We start from the raw sequence: 13906 nt of genomic DNA, 5'->3' as shown, positions 1-13906 counted from the left end.
GCCTTGAGTCGTGAAACTGACACTCCGTCCTCCGGGCCCAACGGGCGCGGCGGAGCCGCATACCCCTCGGGCACGCCGCCGTACGGGACCCCCATGGCTTCCGACAGCGGCGCGGATGCGGGCCGTTCGGCCGCACAGCCGGAGGAACGCAAAACCGAGACCACGCTGACGACGCGGATCCGGATCAACATTCCCGGGTCCCGGCCCATTCCGCCGGTCGTCGTGCGCAAGCCCGTCACGGACACCGAGAGCGCCGGCTCCGCCGGCAGCACGGATGCCGAGACGCCGACGCCGTCCGCCGACACCGCCATGTCCACGGGCACCGTCGACCCCCCGGCCCCGCCCGCGGGGCAGGCGGAGGAGAAGACGAGCGACTGGTTCGCGCCCCGCAAGTCCTCGGGGGGCAAGGGCGGTCAGGGCGGCGCGTCCACCAACGGGGCCGGTCTGCCCGGCGGTTCGGGCCCCGGCGCGGGCGGCCCCGCCGGCCCGGGCGCCGGTGGTGCCGGGCGGCCCGGTGGGGTCGTCGGCTCGATGAGCGTGCCGGGCGGCTCGCGCCCCGGCGGTGCGAGCGGCCCCGGGCTCGCCGGTGCGACCGGCGGCCCCGTGGCTCCGGGGCACGGGGGCGGCACCGGTTCCTTCGACGTGACCGAGGCACTGGGGGCGGGCCCCCTGGGCGGCGGCAACGGCGCGCGCCCCGGCGGCGAGGCCCGCCGCGACGACCTGCCGTACTTCGCGGAGAACGGCAGCCGCGGCCAGGACGGTCAGGGCGCCCCGAACAGCTACGGCAGCCAGGGCGGCCCGAACGGCCCGGGCGGATACGGCGCCCAGGGCGGCCCGGGCGGCTTCGACCCGTCCGCCGACTTCAACGCCCCGAACAGCTTCGACGGCGCCGGCGACTTCGGCGGCCCGAGCGACTTCAACGGCTCGAACGGCCACGGCGGCCAGGGTGGCCCGCACGGCCCCGCGGGCCCGACGACCGGTCCGGTCACCGGCGACGGCCCTGCGGTGCCGCCGGTCATGGGCGGCGGCACCGGCGGTCGGGGTGGTCCGGCCGGTCCGGGTATTTCCGCCGGTCCGGGTGGTGCCGGTATCTCCGCGGGCCCGGGTCGGCCCGGCGGGCCGAGTGGCCCTGGCGGTCCCGGCAGTGGCCGTGGCGGCCCGTCCGGTCCCGGTGGTCCTCCCGGACCTGCCGGCCCGGGTGGTCCTGGTGGGCCTGCCGGTCCCGGCATTTCCGCCGGACCCGGTGGCCCCGGCGCCGCCTCCCACGTCCCGGGCCGTGGCCCCGGCGGTGGGATGAGCGACGACACCGCGATCCTCACCCCGCAGAAGCCGGCTCCCGAGCCCGGCAACCCGAACTACGGCGTCGCCGACAACGTCTCCGGCCACACCGTCACCAGCGGCATCCCCGTCGTCCCCGCCGGCGCCCAGAGCGGGCCCTTCGGGCCGGGCGGCGCCGACGCACCCGGGCCGCACACACCCCCGAAGCTGCCGGAACCCGCCCCTTCGGAGACCCAGTCGTCCCGTGCGCCCAAGAAGAAGGGCCGCAACAAGCTGGCCCTGATCGGCGGCGGCGTGATCGTCCTCGCCGGCGGCGTCTACGGCGCCGGCCTGCTGATGGCCCACTCCGACGTGCCCAAGGGCACCACCGTGCTCGGCGTCGACATCGGCGGCGGCACCCGCGACGAGGCGCTGAAGAAGCTCAACGACGCCTTCGACAAGCAGGTCAACAAGCCGCTGAAGCTGTCGGTGGGCGGCAAGACCGTCACGCTGGAGCCGGACAAGGCCGGGCTGCAGTTCGACATGCCGCAGACGGTCAGCGCGGCCGCGACCAGTGACTACAACCCGGTCTCGGTCATCGGCTCGCTCTTCGGCAACCACCGGGTCGTCGACCCGGTCATGCCCACCGACGAGGAGAAGCTGCAGGCAGCCCTGCAGGACGTCTCCGGCGGTTCCGGCTCGGTGACCGAAGGAACGATCAACTTCGAGTCCGGGAAGGCCGTCGCCGTCTACGGCAAGGCGGGCAAGGGCATCGACGTCGCCAAGTCCACCGCGGCGGTCCAGGAGGCCTACCGCACCCAGGTGGAGACCGGCGCGTCCTCCGCGGTGCCGGTCGCCACGACCACGCAGCAGCCGACGGTCGCGAACGCCGAGGTCGACCGGTTCATGAAGGAGTTCGCCGAACCGGCGATGGCCAACAAGGTCACGATCCAGACGGACGCCGCGCACAGCATCCAGTTCGGCTCCCTGTCGCTGCCGAAGATCCTGGGAGCCAAGGCCGTCGACGGCAAGCTCGTGGACACCTACGACCTCAAGGCTCTCAAGGCGGCGTACGGCGCCACCTTCGACGGCGTGCAGATCAACGGCGCGAGCGGCAAGCGCGACGTCCTTCCGCAGGATGTCGCCTCCGCCCTGCGCAAGGCGCTGCGCGCCAAGACGGCGGCGGAGCGCACCGTCACCATCGACACCAACCCGAGCTAGCGCAGCCGCTCGGACCAAGGGCACCCGGCACTCGCCGGGTGCCCTTCCGTCGTCGTATGACATCTGTCATCCGGCAGTCAGGACCGCCGACACTGCCGGGCTCCCCGCCCCCGCGGCCACTCTTGAGCACATGACAACGACAGCGTTGAACACGACGACTGAGGTAGTCGGATTCGACCAGGTGGGCAAGAGCTACGGGGACGTACGGGCCGTCGACGGCCTCACGCTCGCGCTGCACCCGGGGGAGACCGTTGCCCTGCTCGGCCCGAACGGGGCCGGCAAGTCCACCACGCTCGATCTGCTGCTCGGCCTCAAGCGCCCCGACAGCGGAAGCGTCGGCGTCTTGGGCACCGACCCGCGCGAGGCGATCGTCGCCGGCCGGGTGGGGGCCATGCTCCAGAGCGGCGGGCTGATGGGCGAAGTCACGGTCGCCGAGATGGTGCGGCTGGCCTGCGATCTGCATCCGCGGCCGTACCCGGTCTCCGACGTGCTCGCCCGCGCGGGCATCACGCAGATCGCCGACCGCAAGGTCGACAAGCTCTCCGGCGGCCAGTCCCAGCGCGTCCGCTTCGCCCTCGCGACGGCCGGCGACAGCGACCTCATCGTCCTCGACGAGCCCACCACGGGCATGGACGTCACCACCCGCCAGGCCTTCTGGGCCACCATGCGCGAACAGGCCGACCAGGGCCGTACGGTCCTGTTCGCCACGCACTACCTGGAAGAGGCGGACGCGATCGCCGACCGGGTGCTGGTCCTGCACCGCGGCCGGCTGCTGGCCGACGGCACCGCGGCCGAGATCAAGGCGAAGGCGGGGACGCGGCGGATCTCCTTCGACCTGGCCGACGGCCCCGTCGACGAGGCCGCCCTGCGCGAGTTGCCCTTCCTCACCACGCTCACGGTGTCCCACAGCGGCTCCGCCGCGGGGTCCGGCCGGACCGTGCGCATCCAGTCCTCCGACGCCGACGCGACCGTCCACGCCCTCTACGGGCTCGGCCTCTACCCCCGCAACCTGGAAGTCGCCGGGCTCGGCCTCGAGCAGGCGTTCGTCGCCATCACCGCCGCCGAGGAGGCACGTACGTCATGAAGGCCCTGATCCGGCTGGAACTCACCCGCGCCCTGCGCAACCGCAAGTTCCTGTTCTTCTCGGTGCTCTACCCGTCCATGCTGTTCGTGCTGATCGCGGGCAGCGCCGACAGCACGACCAAGGTCGACGGCACGGGCCTGACCCTGCCGACCTACATGATGGTCTCCATGGCCTCCTTCGGCGCCCTCACCGCCGTCCTGATGGGCAACAGCGAGCGCATCGCCAAGGAGCGCGAGAGCGGCTGGGTACGGCAACTGCGGCTGACCACCCTGCCGGGCCGCGGATATGTGCTGGCCAAGACCGCGAGTGCCGCCGTGGTCAGCCTGCCGTCGATCGTCGTCATCTTCGTCGTCGCCGCCGTCGTGAAGGACGTACGACTGGATGCCTGGCAGTGGCTCGCCCTCACCGGTGCGATCTGGGCCGGGAGCCTGGTCTTCGCCGCGCTCGGGGTGGCGATCGGGTACTCCGCGACCGGTGACGCGGTACGCCCGATCACGATGATCATCTACTTCGGCCTGTCGCTGCTCGGCGGCCTGTGGATGCCCACGACGACCTTCCCGCAGTGGCTCCAGGACATCGCCGCCTGGGTACCCACGCACGCGTACGCTGCGCTGGGGCAGGCCATCGAGCAGAGCCAGGCCCCGCACGCGAAGGACCTCGTCGTCCTCGTCGTCTCCTTCGCCCTGTTCACGGGCGGCGCGGCCTGGCTGTACCGGAAGGACACGTTGAAGGCGTGAGCGGCACTGGCGTCGGGATCGGGCAGCGCCCGGAGAATCGCAGGCAACGGTTCATCAAGCTCCTGTGGACCGGCATCTGGCTGGTGTACCTGAGCGCGCCGGCCAACGACCTGCTGCACGGCGGTCACAGCACGGGCGTGCGGATCCTCGGCTGGATCGGTCTCGCCGCGTTCGTCACCTGGTACATGCTGCTGCTCTTCCGCACCGGCCGGGGCGAGCGCAACAGCGTCGTGCTCGCTTCGCTCGGCGTCCTCGCCGCCCAGTCCACGGTCCTCGCACTGACCCTGGGCCGGGAGTGGCTGGTGCTGTTCGTGTACGTCTCCATCGCGTCCGGCGCGGCCCTGCCGCTGCGCATGGCGCGCTGGACGATCCCGGCCGCGTCCGCGCTGATGACCGTGATCGCGTTCGCGACACCGGGCGGCAAGGCCTTCCTGGCCGGGCTGCTGATCCCGGCCCTGCTGGGCGGCTTCGCCATGACCGGCGTACGCGAACTGATCCGCACGACCGTCGCGCTGCGCGAGGCCCGCGCCACCGTCGCCCAACTGGCCGCCAACGAGGAGAGACTGCGCCTGGCCCGGGACCTGCACGACCTGCTGGGCCACTCCCTCTCCCTGATCACCATCAAGAGCGAACTCGCGGGCCGTATGCTCCCCGACCACCCCGACAAGGCGGCCCGCCAGGTCGCCGACATCGAGCAGGTCAGCCGCCAGGCCCTGGTCGACGTGCGCGAGGCGGTCTCGGGCTACCGCCGCCCGCGCCTCGCGGCGGAACTGGCGGGCGCCAGGGTCGCCCTGACGGCGGCCGGGGTGACGGCCGAACTCCCGGCCGAGCCCGACCTCACCGGCGTCCCCGAGGACAGCGAGACGGCCCTCGCCTGGGCCCTGCGCGAGGCGGTCACCAACGTCGTACGGCACAGCGGGGCCCGGCGCTGCACGGTCGAGGTCCTGCGCCGCCAGACCCTCGACGGCCCGGTCCTCGAACTCTCCGTCGAGGACGACGGCTCCGGCGACCAGGGCCCCGGCCCCGGCCACGGTCTGACCGGCCTCACGGAACGCCTGGAGAAGGCGGGCGGCACCCTGGACGCGGGTGGCACCCGGCAGGGCTTCCGCCTGATCGCCCGCGTCCCGGCCGCCGCGATCTCGGCGGACGTAGGATCCGGTTCATGAGCCGCACGATCAAGGTCCTCCTCGCCGAGGACCAGTCGATGGTCCGCGAGGCCCTGGCCGCCCTGCTCGGCCTGGAGGAGGACATCGAGGTCGTCGCCCAGGTGGCCCGCGGCGACGAGGTCCTGGCGGCGGCTCGCGACCACGACGTGGACGTGGCGCTCCTGGACATCGAAATGCCGGGCGCGACGGGCATCGAGGCGGCGGCACTCCTGCACAAGGAGCTGCCGGCCGTGAAGCTGGTCGTCCTCACGACCTTCGGCCGCCCCGGCTACCTCCGCAGCGCGATGGAGTCCGGCGCCGACGCCTTCCTGGTCAAGGACGCCCCCGCGGCCCAACTCGCCGAGGCGATACGCAAGGTCCTGGCAGGCGAACGGGTCATCGACCCCACCCTGGCGGCAGCGGCCCTGGCGGAGGGCGCCAACCCCTTGACCGACCGCGAGCGAGAGATCCTCCGAGCAGCGGAGGACGGCTCCACGAACGCCGAACTGGCGGCGTCCCTGCATCTGTCCCAGGGCACGGTCCGCAACTACCTCTCGACGGCCATCCAGAAACTGGCGGTACGGAACAGGGCGGAGGCGGTACGGATCGCGAGGGAGAAGGGCTGGCTGTAGATCGCCGAGCAGGGCAGCGCCTCAAGGGGCGCGACTCAGTTGAGCAACGCCCGCGCCGCCCGAGCCTGCCCCCGCACCTGCTCCGCCGCCCCCTCATCCACCGCACAGATCAACTCCGCGTACTCCTCCAACTCCACGGCCCCCTCGACGAAGTCCCCCCGCTGGACAAGCAACTGCGCCCGCTCGAACCGCAGTCGAGCCGGATGCGACGGCAGCAGCAGCGACAGCTCCACCGCCCACAGCGCCACATCCGACCGCTCGGGCCGAGTCGCCGCCCAGGCCCGGACGTTGTTCAGAATCCGCAGCACCACATCCAGCGGATCGGCCGGCGACAGCATCGACGGATCCAGCGGCGCCCCCGTGGCCCCCGCCACCAGCAGCTCCGCATCGCCGCCCGTCAGCACCCGGCCCCCGTCGAACGGATCGGCGAGCACCTGCTCGTCGGTCGGCCCGAACCCCACGACGAAGTGTCCGGGCAGCGCGACCCCGTACACCGGGGCCCCCGCCCGCCGGGCCACCTCCATCCACACCACCGACAACAGGATCGGCAGCCCACGCCGCCGCTGAACCACCTCGTGCAGCAACGACGACTCCAGCCGCTGATAGTCAGCGGCCGAGCCGCGAAACCCGTACCGCTCCCCGAGCAGCTCCCGCAGGGCCACGGCCCACGCTCTCGGCCCGCCCGGCCGGAACGGCAGCTGTCCGGCCAGGGCATCCAGCTCCACCTGTACGGAATCCATCCCCGACTCGTCCAGCGCCCCGTCCGCCTCGGCTCCCACCAGCAGACACAGCATGGACAGATCGGGCCGCTCGGACCGCGCCTCTTCGGCGAACCGCCTCCGCAGCTCGGCGGAGCGTTCGGGCGGTGGGGGGTAGGGGGGACGCATAGCTGGCTCGTGCCCTTTCGCGGCGATCGGTAGCACTGCTCACGGAGATCGATAGTGGTGGTAGGCATGATGCGCGGCGAACCCCATCCCGGCGTACATCTCCCGCGCGCCCACGTTCTCCGCCTCGACCTGCAGCCACGCCGCCGACGCCCCCTCGTCGAGGGCCTGCCGGGCCAGCGCGGCCATCACCCGCGTGGCCAGCCCCTGCCGCCGCAGCGCCGGATCGACCTCCACGGCGGCGAACCCGGCCCACCGCCCGTCCACGACACAGCGCCCGATCGCGGCAGGCGCACCACCCTCCGCACTCGGAACGGTCGCGAACCACACCGACGGCCCGCTCTCCAGCACCTTCAGGGCCACCTCGCTCACCCCCTTGCGCTGATACCGGGCAAGCCAAGCCTCGTCCGCCTCCCGGACCAGCACCACTCCGGCGTCCTCGGCCCGGTCGGCGACGGGCGCGAGCGCCCCGATCCACATCTCGGCAGACACCTCCCGCACCCACCCGAGCCGCTCCAGCTCCGCGCACAGCAGCTCCTGCGTGCCCTCGGCCCCGGTCGCGGTCTGGACGTAGGCGGGGAGCCCCCGGTCGCCGTACCAGCGCCGTACGACGTCCAGCGCGGCCGGCAGCGGTAGGCCGGGGTCACCGAGCGGCAGCACCGAGTTGGCCCGCCGGGTGAACCCGGACGCCGCGCGCAGCTCCCACTCGCCGAGCCGTTCGCTCTCGACGGGCCGCCACGCGCGCGCGGCGACGTGCGCGAGTTCCTGGTACGAGGCGGCGGGCCCTCGGCGACGGGCGGGAGCGGCTGGCACTACCTTCCCCGCCACCAGCGACGATTCCGCGATGCGGACGGTCTCGCCACTCTTCCGTGTGATCAGCAGCACACCGTCGTCCCATGATGCGAGAACACCCACCGTGTCGGTGAACTTCTCACCCTCGGCCGCAGGATCGTTCAGGCGGCGTACGGAGACCCGTTTGCCCACGTCAGCAGCGGTGATACGGACCTCAAGGCGTCCCGTCGCTGAGATTTCCACAGGTCAGTTCACCCCTCCTGTTCGGATCATGCCCAAGAACGGAGATACTAGGGGCGGGCATCGACGACGCCGCGCTCCCGCGCGCCAGGCGGCGGAGCCTGAGGAGGCCCGCCAGCGCCCTATCGAGGAGGAACGACAGCGTGACCTACGTCATCGCGCAGCCTTGTGTCGACGTCAAGGACAAGGCGTGCATCGAGGAGTGCCCGGTCGACTGCATCTACGAGGGCCAGCGGTCCTTGTACATCCACCCGGACGAATGCGTCGACTGTGGTGCCTGTGAGCCGGTCTGCCCGGTCGAGGCGATCTTCTACGAGGACGACACTCCGGAGGAGTGGAAGGACTACTACAAGGCGAACGTCGAGTTCTTCGACGAGCTCGGCTCCCCCGGCGGCGCCAGCAAGCTGGGCCTGATCGAGCGCGACCACCCGTTCGTCGCCGCGCTCCCGCCGCAGGCCGAGTAATCCTCACCGGCGACCCGCACAGCGTGCCGCCTCGGTCCCGTACGGCCTGATCACCCCGATCGTCGTACGGGACCGAGGCGTTGCCGTATCTGCTGTACCAGAAAGTGAGCGAGATCCCGTGTCCGCAGTCTCCGACCGACTTCCGGCCTTCCCCTGGGACAAGCTGGAGCCGTACAAGAAGACGGCCGCCGCGCACCCCGACGGCATCGTCGACCTCTCCGTCGGCACGCCCGTCGACCCGGTCCCCGAGCTGATCCAGAAGGCCCTGATCGACGCGGCGGACTCCCCGGGCTATCCGACGGTCTGGGGCACCCCGGCGCTGCGTGACGCGATCACGGGCTGGGTGGAGCGCCGCCTGGGCGCCCGTGAGGTCACCCACCGGCACGTCCTGCCGATCGTCGGCTCCAAGGAACTGGTCGCCTGGCTCCCCACCCAGCTGGGCCTCGGCCCCGGCGACAGGGTGGCCTACCCGCGGCTCGCCTACCCGACGTACGAGGTCGGCGCCCGCCTCGCCCGTGCCGACCACGAGGTCTACGACGACCCGACCGACCTGGACCCGGCCGGCCTGAAGCTCCTCTGGCTGAACTCCCCGTCGAACCCGACGGGCAAGGTCCTGTCCAAGGACGAGCTCACCCGGATCGTGGCGTGGGCCCGCTCGCACGGCATCCTGATCTTCTCCGACGAGTGCTACCTGGAGCTGGGCTGGGAGGCCGACCCGGTCTCGGTCCTGCACCCGGACGTGAACGGCGGCTCGTACGACGGCATCGTCGCCGTCCACAGCCTCTCCAAGCGCTCGAACCTGGCCGGCTACCGCGCGGCGTTCCTGGCCGGCGACCCCGCGGTCCTGTCGCCCCTCCTGCAGATCCGCAAGCACGGCGGCATGATGACGTCGGCCCCGACCCAGGCGGCCGTCGTCGCGGCCCTCGGCGACGACGAACACGTCCGCCTCCAGCGCGACCGCTACGCCGCCCGCCGCACGGCCCTGCGCGAGGCCCTGCTCCGCCACGGCTTCCGCATCGAGCACAGCGAGGCCAGCCTCTACCTCTGGGCCACCAAGGACGAGTCCTGCTGGACGACGGTCTCGGCCCTGGCCGACCTGGGCATCCTCGTGGCCCCGGGCGACTTCTACGGCGAGGCGGGCGCCCACCACGTACGAGTCGCCTTCACAGCGACGGACGAGCGCGTGCGGGCAGCGGTACAGCGCCTGACGTAACCAGGTGCCGGGCGAACGCGTCCCGGCCCCGGCCGACGTACCGTCGCAGGCACGCAAAAGCCGACGGGGCCCAGGGAGACTCCCTGAACCCCGTCGGCTCAAGTCAGGCGCACGCCGACCGTCAGCCGATGGGAAGCCCCTGCACCGGCAGCGCCCCGGTCGCCGGGACGCCGGACCCGGCCGCGTCACCGAGAACGGTCCCGACCGACCCGGCCACACCGCCCGCGGTCTCCTGCGCCGCGGGCGTCGCCTTCTTCGTGACCTTGCTGCCGGCCTTGGTCGCCGTCGGCACCGCCTTCTTCGCGGCCTTGCCGCCGGTCTTGGTCACCTTGCCACTGGCCTTCGTCGCGGTCGGCAGCGCGTTGTCGACCGCGGTGTCGACGGCGCCACCCGCGAGCCCGGTGGCGTTCGTGGCCGCGCCGTCAACGACGCTCGCGCCGTCCAGGGCGGTCAGCCCGCCGACCTTGGAGGCGTCGGGCAGTTCGGGGGCCGCGCTGGCGGAGCCGGCCGCACCGACCCCGGCAGCCGCTCCCGCAGCGACGAGCAGCGCGGCACGGGCGATCCGGCGGGTCAGGGGGAGGGACATGATGCTCCTTCGACGGTTATGTCGGATGAGAACGATGAAGTGTCCGACCACGCCCGGCAGTTGACCGACTGGCTGTTGATCTCCGGGCTCGGACGCAGTGACTACCGCTCGAAGCCCGCGAAGGTTGCGGCGACGCAACGTAAAGAGTTGGCAATGCGTCGCATTATCGCCTGCGGATAAATGGGGGCATAACTCATGCCGCCCGAAACCCTGCCGAATCCTTACAGCCCTTGATTCTCAAGGCCTTTGACGGATGTGAGGGTGTCCGCGCGAAAACCTTCCCACGGCACCGTCGACCGACACCTCGGGCAACTCTCGGGAGTGATCCGCCGAACGCCTGCGCGTAGCAGCCGATGTGTACTGCTCGGCGGCTGCTACGGCATGGTCGCGATCCGGACCGAGTCCAGACTGCTCGGCGCCCCCGCGGTGCCCTGCCCCGCGAGCGGACGCCACTGGCTGTCGGTGTTCCCGGCGGTCCACTCGCGCCCGGCGTACGACACCCGCTTGATGTGCAGATCGGAGGCGTTGGCCACGGCCCAGTGGGCCAACTGCCAGCCGCGCTCCCGGACACCGCGCCCGGCGCCGGAACCCCCGTCGGCGGTCACGGGCAGCACGACGGTCTGCCCGCCGCTCCCGGCCGCGGACGCGGTGGGCGTGGGGGTCGCGTCCTTGGCGCCCACCTCGGCCGAGGCCGGCTGGAGCGCGTCCCGCCCGAAGTCCCGTACGAGCGCGGCCCGCACGGCGTCCGGGCCCGTGGCCCGGGTGGCGGCGGGGCGTCCCTCGCAGGTCAGCGTGGCCGCCGAACGCCCGGTGAGGGCGGCCGCGAGCAGCGTCGCGTCCGGCTCGTGCTTGGCGTACGCGTCGGGGAAGCCGCTGCGCTGGACGTGCTGCGCGGCCACGGTGAGCGGCATCTCCATGTATCCGCGGACCTTGACCAGGTGCTTGTAGAACATGCCCGACGAATAGGTCGGGTCCATGATCTCCTGCTCGGTGCCCCAGCCCATCGAGGGCCGCTGCTGGAACAGGCCCAGCGAGTCGCGGTCGCCGTGGGCGATGTTGCGCAGCCCCGACTCCTGCAGCGCGGTCGCGAGGGCGATCGCCACGGCCCGCTCGGGCAGCCCCCGGCCGGTGCCGACGGCGACGATCGTCGCCGCGTTGACCGCCTGCTCCGGCGTGAACTCGTACCGCGCCCCGGCGCCGTCGCCCGAAGCGACCTCGCAGCCCGGCTCGCCCGTGCCGCCGGTGACGTACTGCACCGCGAGATACCCCGCGACGGCGAGCAGGACAAGGAAAGCCGCCCCGCGACGCAGGAGGCGGCCACGACGTTTGGAGGAGGGGTACGGCTCTGGCACGCCTACAAGGTAGCTGAGGTTACCGAGGGGTATGGGTCGAGTGGGGAAAGTGGGCCGACGGCCCGACGGTCGGGCGCGTTAGGGTCGGCACCATGGCCGACACCTCCCTTGACCTCACGCTGGACGCCGCGAAGCTCACCGCGCAGCTCGTTGACTTCCCCTCCGTCAGCGGCACGGAGCAGCCTCTCGCGGACGCGATCGAGGCCGCCCTGCGCGCCCTGCCGCATCTGACGGTCGACCGGTACGGCAACAACGTCGTGGCGCGCACCAACCTGGGCCGGCCGGAGCGCGTGATCCTCGCCGGCCACATCGACACGGTACCGATCGCGGACAACGTCCCCTCGCGGCTGGACGCGGACGGCGTCCTGTGGGGCTGCGGCACCTGCGACATGAAGTCGGGCGTCGCGGTCCAGCTCCGCATCGCCGAGACGGTCCTGGCCCCGAACCGCGACCTGACCTTCGTCTTCTACGACAACGAAGAGGTCACGGCGGACCTCAACGGCCTCAAGCACGTGTCCGAGGCCCGTCCGGAGTGGCTGGAGGGCGACTTCGCGGTCCTGCTGGAGCCGTCGGACGGCGAGGTCGAGGGCGGCTGCCAGGGCACGCTCCGGGTGCTCCTCAAGACCACGGGCGAGCGCGCCCACTCCGCGCGCAGCTGGATGGGCTCGAACGCGATCCACGCGGCGGCCCCGATCCTCGCCCGCCTGGCGTCGTACGAGCCCCGCTACCCGGTGATCGACGGCCTGGAGTACCGGGAGGGCCTGAACGCGGTCGGCATCTCGGGCGGCGTGGCGGGCAATGTCATCCCGGACGAATGCGTCGTCACCGTCAACTTCCGCTACGCCCCCGACCGCACCGAGGAGGAGGCCGTCGCGCACGTCCGCGAGGTCTTCGCCGACTGCGGCGTCGAGGAGTTCGTGGTGGACGACCACAGCGGCGGCGCGCTCCCCGGCCTCTCCCACCCCGCGGCAGCGGCGTTCATGGCCGCCGTCGGCGGCGACGCGCGCCCCAAGTACGGCTGGACGGACGTCTCCCGTTTCTCCTCCCTCGGCATCCCGGCGGTCAACTACGGCCCCGGCAACCCGCACTTGGCGCACAAGCGGGACGAGCGGGTGGAGACGGCGAAGATCCTTGCGGGGGAGGAGCGGCTGAGGGCGTGGCTCACGGCGTAGGACCCGGGGTGGACGAGCGGTGAGCGTGCGCCCGGGGATCGCCGGTACGGCGCTTCATGGCGGACATGCACACGTCCCCCGTCCGTAACCCGCGTGGATCTACGCTGAGTGGAAAGACCTGCAACATCTGCACGACCTGCAAGACCGCAGGCCCCGCAGCGGAGGGAGCGTACATGGCTACCGGCAACCCCGAGGGGAAGAAGCAGCCACCGTCGGAGCAGCGTCTGGGACCGGTGATCCGCAGGCGGGATCAGGTGACGGCGAGCACGACCGACCAGCGCCTGCTGGATGCGGGCGGGCCCTCCGACTGGGTCCACACGGACCCCTGGCGAGTCCTGCGCATCCAGTCGGAGTTCATCGAGGGCTTCGGCACCCTCGCCGAACTCCCGCCCGCCATCAGCGTGTTCGGCTCGGCCCGCACACCGGCCGACTCTCCCGAGTACGACGCCGGAGTCCGCCTCGGCCGGGGCCTGGTCGAGGCCGGCTTCGCGGTGATCACCGGCGGTGGTCCGGGTGCCATGGAAGCGGCGAACAAGGGCGCCTGCGAGGCGAAGGGCGTCTCGGTCGGCCTCGGCATCGAGCTCCCCTTCGAGCAGGGGCTCAACCCCTACGTCGACATCGGCCTGAACTTCCGGTACTTCTTCGTCCGCAAGATGATGTTCGTCAAGTACGCCCAGGGCTTCGTGGTCCTCCCCGGCGGTCTCGGCACCCTCGACGAGCTCTTCGAGGCCCTCACCCTCGTCCAGACCCAGAAGGTCACCCGCTTCCCGATCGTCCTCTTCGGCAGCGAGTACTGGGGCGGGCTGGTCGACTGGCTGAAGAACACCCTGATCGCCCAGGGCAAGGCATCGGAAAAGGACCTGCTCCTGTTCCACGTCACGGACGACGTGGACGAGGCGGTGGCACTGGTGTCGAAGGAGGCGGGGCGCTAGCGCTGGGCTTGGGCCGTCGTCCCACGCCGACTTGACGTACTCGGCGGGCCGGCGTTTGGGGACGAGGTGCCGCTGTCCCCAGCCCCCACCCACCCGCTGGGGGCTGCGCACGCGCGCGGACGGTCCCTCGCAGCGCCGGTCCGGCGCTTGAGGACGAGGCCGTTCAGGCCGATGGCGGGGGTCTGGGGGCGGCAG

General features: G+C 72.1%; 13 protein-coding genes. 9 read left to right on the top strand and 4 right to left on the bottom strand.

Features of this window, described 5'->3' with window-relative positions:
• The first annotated feature begins 3 nt into the window (after nucleotides 1-3).
• The 5 genes from OHT51_RS15370 to OHT51_RS15350 all read left to right on the top strand — a co-directional run bounded on the left by OHT51_RS15370 (nucleotide 4) and on the right by OHT51_RS15350 (nucleotide 6076).
• Nucleotides 4-2478, top strand: coding sequence for a hypothetical protein (locus tag OHT51_RS15370; protein WP_328879501.1), 2475 nt, complete (start codon nucleotides 4-6; stop codon nucleotides 2476-2478).
• 130 nt (nucleotides 2479-2608) lie between these two features.
• On the top strand, nucleotides 2609-3562 hold the full coding sequence (locus OHT51_RS15365; RefSeq protein ID WP_328879500.1) for an ABC transporter ATP-binding protein: 954 nt from the start codon (nucleotides 2609-2611) through the stop codon (nucleotides 3560-3562).
• Nucleotides 3559-4299, top strand: a complete 741-nt coding sequence (locus tag OHT51_RS15360; protein WP_328879499.1) for an ABC transporter permease — start codon at nucleotides 3559-3561, stop codon at nucleotides 4297-4299. The genes OHT51_RS15365 and OHT51_RS15360 overlap by 4 nt, the downstream gene beginning before the upstream one ends.
• Nucleotides 4296-5465, top strand: coding sequence for a sensor histidine kinase (locus OHT51_RS15355; protein ID WP_328879498.1), 1170 nt, complete (start codon nucleotides 4296-4298; stop codon nucleotides 5463-5465). Before OHT51_RS15360 ends, OHT51_RS15355 begins: the two co-directional genes overlap by 4 nt.
• A complete protein-coding gene (locus tag OHT51_RS15350; protein ID WP_328879497.1) occupies nucleotides 5462-6076 on the top strand; it encodes a response regulator transcription factor in 615 nt (204 codons plus the stop codon). Before OHT51_RS15355 ends, OHT51_RS15350 begins: the two co-directional genes overlap by 4 nt.
• Before the next feature lie 35 nt (nucleotides 6077-6111).
• Here OHT51_RS15350 and OHT51_RS15345 read toward each other — a convergent pair whose 3' ends face one another.
• Both OHT51_RS15345 and OHT51_RS15340 read right to left on the bottom strand, forming a co-directional pair.
• On the bottom strand, nucleotides 6112-6963 hold the full coding sequence (locus tag OHT51_RS15345) for a transglutaminase-like domain-containing protein (RefSeq protein WP_328879496.1): 852 nt from the start codon (nucleotides 6961-6963) through the stop codon (nucleotides 6112-6114).
• A gap of 39 nt (nucleotides 6964-7002) precedes the next feature.
• Nucleotides 7003-7995 carry a GNAT family N-acetyltransferase gene (locus OHT51_RS15340; protein WP_328879495.1) on the bottom strand — a complete coding sequence of 331 codons (993 nt, stop codon included), beginning with the start codon at nucleotides 7993-7995 and terminating at the stop codon, nucleotides 7003-7005.
• Nucleotides 7996-8135: 140 nt separating this feature from the next.
• Between OHT51_RS15340 and fdxA the strand changes: the two genes are divergently transcribed.
• Both fdxA and OHT51_RS15330 read left to right on the top strand, forming a co-directional pair.
• Nucleotides 8136-8456, top strand: a complete 321-nt coding sequence (fdxA, locus tag OHT51_RS15335) for a ferredoxin (protein WP_007495984.1) — start codon at nucleotides 8136-8138, stop codon at nucleotides 8454-8456.
• A gap of 118 nt (nucleotides 8457-8574) precedes the next feature.
• Nucleotides 8575-9669 carry a bifunctional succinyldiaminopimelate transaminase/glutamate-prephenate aminotransferase gene (locus OHT51_RS15330; RefSeq protein WP_328879494.1) on the top strand — a complete coding sequence of 365 codons (1095 nt, stop codon included), beginning with the start codon at nucleotides 8575-8577 and terminating at the stop codon, nucleotides 9667-9669.
• A 121-nt stretch (nucleotides 9670-9790) separates the two neighbouring features.
• Here the strand turns inward: OHT51_RS15330 and OHT51_RS15325 are convergent, their stop codons facing one another.
• Both OHT51_RS15325 and OHT51_RS15320 read right to left on the bottom strand, forming a co-directional pair.
• Entirely contained in the window at nucleotides 9791-10255 is a 465-nt protein-coding gene (locus tag OHT51_RS15325; protein ID WP_328879493.1) for an ATP-binding protein, read from the bottom strand.
• Between the two features lie 374 nt (nucleotides 10256-10629).
• The gene (locus OHT51_RS15320; RefSeq protein WP_328879492.1) at nucleotides 10630-11607 is read right to left on the bottom strand and encodes a heavy metal transporter; all 978 of its coding nucleotides are present in this window, start codon (nucleotides 11605-11607) and stop codon (nucleotides 10630-10632) included.
• A gap of 92 nt (nucleotides 11608-11699) precedes the next feature.
• Here OHT51_RS15320 and dapE point away from each other — a divergent pair, with 92 nt between their 5' ends.
• The gene (dapE, locus tag OHT51_RS15315) at nucleotides 11700-12779 is read left to right on the top strand and encodes a succinyl-diaminopimelate desuccinylase (protein WP_328879491.1); all 1080 of its coding nucleotides are present in this window, start codon (nucleotides 11700-11702) and stop codon (nucleotides 12777-12779) included.
• Nucleotides 12780-12952: 173 nt separating this feature from the next.
• On the top strand, nucleotides 12953-13711 hold the full coding sequence (locus OHT51_RS15310) for a TIGR00730 family Rossman fold protein (protein ID WP_328879490.1): 759 nt from the start codon (nucleotides 12953-12955) through the stop codon (nucleotides 13709-13711).
• Nucleotides 13712-13906 lie beyond the last annotated feature (195 nt).

The organism is Streptomyces sp. NBC_00299, assembly GCF_036173045.1.
GTDB classification, from domain to species: domain Bacteria; phylum Actinomycetota; class Actinomycetes; order Streptomycetales; family Streptomycetaceae; genus Streptomyces; species Streptomyces machairae.
Note: the sequence above shows the minus strand (reverse complement) of the source record. Positions and strands in the feature narration are given on the sequence as shown.